The 3,550-nt window shown below is 40.0% G+C and carries 5 protein-coding genes; 2 read left to right on the forward strand and 3 right to left on the reverse strand.

Going from position 1 to position 3,550, the window contains the following annotated elements:
- Window positions 1-135 precede the first annotated feature (135 nt).
- Window positions 136-723: a hypothetical protein gene (locus tag AC29Z1_RS15160; protein WP_488272295.1), complete on the forward strand. Its 588-nt coding sequence runs from the start codon at window positions 136-138 to the stop codon at window positions 721-723.
- A 63-nt stretch (window positions 724-786) separates the two neighbouring features.
- Here AC29Z1_RS15160 and AC29Z1_RS15165 read toward each other — a convergent pair whose 3' ends face one another.
- From AC29Z1_RS15165 to AC29Z1_RS15175, 3 genes are all read right to left on the reverse strand, one after another.
- Entirely contained in the window at window positions 787-1,185 is a 399-nt protein-coding gene (locus AC29Z1_RS15165) for a hypothetical protein (protein ID WP_488272296.1), read from the reverse strand.
- 287 nt (window positions 1,186-1,472) lie between these two features.
- Window positions 1,473-2,249 carry a GTP-sensing pleiotropic transcriptional regulator CodY gene (gene codY / locus AC29Z1_RS15170; protein WP_488272299.1) on the reverse strand — a complete coding sequence of 259 codons (777 nt, stop codon included), beginning with the start codon at window positions 2,247-2,249 and terminating at the stop codon, window positions 1,473-1,475.
- Between the two features lie 185 nt (window positions 2,250-2,434).
- Window positions 2,435-2,824 (reverse strand): hypothetical protein, encoded by a 390-nt coding sequence (locus tag AC29Z1_RS15175; RefSeq protein ID WP_488272297.1) that lies wholly within the window; start codon window positions 2,822-2,824, stop codon window positions 2,435-2,437.
- 205 nt (window positions 2,825-3,029) lie between these two features.
- Between AC29Z1_RS15175 and AC29Z1_RS15180 the strand changes: the two genes are divergently transcribed.
- Window positions 3,030-3,550: pyridoxal-phosphate dependent enzyme (locus AC29Z1_RS15180; RefSeq protein WP_488272298.1), on the forward strand; the 521-nt coding region annotated here is incomplete at its 3' end.

Raw genomic sequence — 3,550 nt, forward strand, 5'->3', positions numbered from 1 at the left:
AAAAAGAGGCGTGTCACAAGACGTTTTTTCCATAAACGTTTTGCGACACGCCCTTCATTTTGTAAGGAATTACTATGACATTTTCTAGGCTAAGCGCATATTATGTAGCAGCACAGTTATAAAAAGGAGGCCCCTATGTCTAATCATGTTAGCGGGAATTCCGAACACTTTTATTGCAACGAAATTATGAGCAGACCATCCGACATTTATGTACGGGACTGCCTGCGCCTGTTATGGCTGCAACATGTATACTGGACAAGAATGGTTATCACCGGTATTGCTTTTAGCTCGCCTGATTTGGAAGCTACCACCAATCGCCTGCTTCGTAATGCCGATGATTTTGCGAGACTATTTCGGGAATTTTACGGGCCAAGAATTGCCGCTGAATTTAGACGCTTACTTAGAGATCATCTTACTATCGCTGCCGACCTGGTCAAGGCAGCAAAGGCTGGCAACAACAATGCAGTGGCAGCTGCCGAAAAAAAATGGTATGAAAATGCCGAAAGAATCGCCTATTTTTTAAACCACATCAATCCGTGCTGGTCGCAAAAACACATGAAAAAAATGTGGAACGAACATTTAACATTGACAAAAGATGAAGCTGTTGCTCAGCTTAACAAAAATTACATCAGGAGCATTGATATCTTCAACAAAATCGAATGCCAGGCCCTAATGATGGCTGAAGAATTCGCCTGCGGCATTATTGAGCAGTTTGATCTGTAAAATCCCAAACGAAATCCCGTGTGTAATTACATGGGATTTTAATCTTTACAAGGTATATTTTTTCTAATTATTATTGGCTGAGCCAATCGCAATACCAATCAACAATGCGGCAATTTCGCGCATTGCCTGCTCATGGCGTTTTCTTTCCCGTTCTTGCCGTTTGCGCCATTCTTTGTGACTTTCATGGGGGCGCCGTCTCATTTCCCGCTCATGACGCTCCTTCTCTTTACGCATACGTTCGTCATGGATACGTCGCCGCTCAGCATCACGACGATCATCATGATGCGGACCGCGATGATCACGGTGTGGACCACGATGATCATCACGATGTAGAAATACGATGTGTTGTGAATCATTATTCAGTAAAGGACTAGGCGCTGCCGCAGCTACCGAAGAGAACATGCCGACCTGCAATAAGCCAAGCATTGAATACGTAATCGTCTTTTTTATTAAAGGTTTCATAACGCATACCCCCTTTATTTACTAATCCTATCATAATATGGGTTTATGACAAAAGTATGACAAGACAGGCAACTGTCGATTGCCTAATCAATTTTTTTGTAGAAATTCTTACACCTTTACCTATAGTTTACACTTTGGCCTGCTCTAACAGCGTTATGTAATATTTACCAAGTACTATATGTAGAAAACTACCTCTGATTAACAATTTCATTGGCATATTGATTTTGAAAGTGCCAATATGGTTTGCGGGGGTATACTAACTTATAGCCTGTCGGCAAGAACGAGACTTAGTATTTTCTCTTTTTTAATTCTTTAATGAGTTGTTCATTAAGAATCTTTATATTTGTACCTTTCATACCCAGAGACTTAGATTCGATGACACCAGCGCTTTCGAGTTTTCTCAAAGCATTAACAATAACCGATCTGGTGATTTTTTCACGATCAGCAATTTTGCTGGCCACAATCAAATCTTCATTGCCTTCAAGTTCATCAATAATAATCTTTGCTGCTTCAAGCTCGGAATAAGAAAGCGTATTTAAAGCAACTTGAACGATAGTACTCTTACGAGTTTCTTCTTCCAGTTTATCCACCCTACCCCGGAGCAGATCCATACCAAGCATGGTAGCTCCATACTCAGCTAATACTAGATCATTTTCGGTAAATTCAACATGAAACTTGGCAATAACCAATGTCCCCAACCGTTTGCCAATACCCACAACAGGAACTACCAGGGTATATTTTTCACCAATAGGGCACTGCAACTGCTCGCTAAACACACAACAACCTTCTTTGAGACGAATATTGCTGGTGGTCTCACGCACAGGTCGCAGTATTTTCATATATTCTTCAGGAAACTTACCTTGTTTTAATATGTCTTCTAATATAATGCCACATTCAAAGTCTTGGTCCAAAGCATATCCCAGAATTATACCTTCTCGGTCTACCAGATACACATTCGCTGCCATAAACTCGCTGAGAAGCATTGTAATTTTATTGTAATCTACTTTTTCAGATGATTGTAGCAGATGATTTATCTTCCGTGTTTGTTCTATTAAAGTCATAATACAGCCCACCTTATAGTAAGATTTTCTATATATCACTATAATCCTTTTGCTATATCGCGCTTGTCACCTACCCTAAAAAATTCTTTCCATTCATTACTCTATTCTCACAAACCTACAGAACTCCTGCTAAATCCGACAGAATTTAGCAGGAGTTCTGTTATTTTCGTCACAAAATTCCTATTTTTTTATAAGGAGCAGTATTTTTTGATTTCTTGGATATGCTCTTGAGAAAGTCCGTCTATCCATATTCCCCCATTGGTTTTTAATGACTCCTTGATGGCCTGTGTGTCACACAAATCATCATCCAGACTATCGGGGACAATAATCATTTTACTACCGTTAGCCAAATGCGCTAAAACCAATCTCTGGTAAATAATATGCATAGCAAAGGAACATGCTGTAAAATCCGCTTTATTATGCGGTTCAATCGATAACTTTATCTCACCTGCATCTGGTATACCTTCTACTGAAACATCTATGTCGCTGTTTTCAAAATATCCGTTTACTGGACCGATACCGGAAACTTCGACAAGTGTTTCTTCCGCTAGTGGTATAAGTTGTATAATGGCCTTCATACAAATACTCCTTCCCTATCCTCGCTGATAACGGATTTACCCTTAGAAAGAATTCTGCCAAAAGAAGTAAAAACCTGCAGTTTTGCCAAAGAAATAAGTTATATATTTTATATTGCGTTAATTTTCAATTATATTATGATACATGTAAGGGTAATCAAGAATATGGAAACTGCACAATATCGAGGTTATCTTAAAACTTGATTATATGCATCCTACCGGTTCCTTTAAGGACCGAGGCGCTTTTGTCACAGTTAATATGCTCAAGAAACTAGGAATTACCGAAGTGGCCGAAGACTCTTCCGGTAATGCCGGAGCCGCGTTTGCCGCCTACTGTGCTGCAGCCGGAATTACCTGCAATATCTATGTACCGGAGAGTACATCGGCAGGTAAGATTAAACAAATTAGTGCCTACAATGCCAATATTGTTAAGGTTCCAGGAACACGTGATGATGTAGCCGCAGCCATCTTACATGCAGCTAAAACAACCTACTATGCTTCCCATGTTTATAACCCATTGTTTTTCGAAGGCACTAAGTCTCTGGCCTACGAAATATACGAGCAAGTAGGTATACCTTACTATATCGTTGTTCCTGCCGGTAATGGCACTATGCTGCTTGGTGTATATATCGGCTTTAAAGAACTAGGGAAACTTCCCCGAATTATTGCCATTCAAAGCAGCAACTGTTCCCCGGTATACAACAAGTTCAAAAATCTCCCAGACACTGA

The organism is Sporomusa sp. (assembly GCF_057736855.1).

What these genes read in the sequence shown, in the direction of transcription:
- AC29Z1_RS15160 (WP_488272295.1), top strand. Translation starts at nt 136, where the DNA reads ATGTCTAATCATGTTAGCGGGAATTCCGAACACTTTTATTGCAACGAA.
- AC29Z1_RS15175 (WP_488272297.1), bottom strand. Translation starts at nt 2,824, where the DNA reads ATGAAGGCCATTATACAACTTATACCACTAGCGGAAGAAACACTTGTC.
- AC29Z1_RS15165 (WP_488272296.1), bottom strand. Translation starts at nt 1,185, where the DNA reads ATGAAACCTTTAATAAAAAAGACGATTACGTATTCAATGCTTGGCTTA.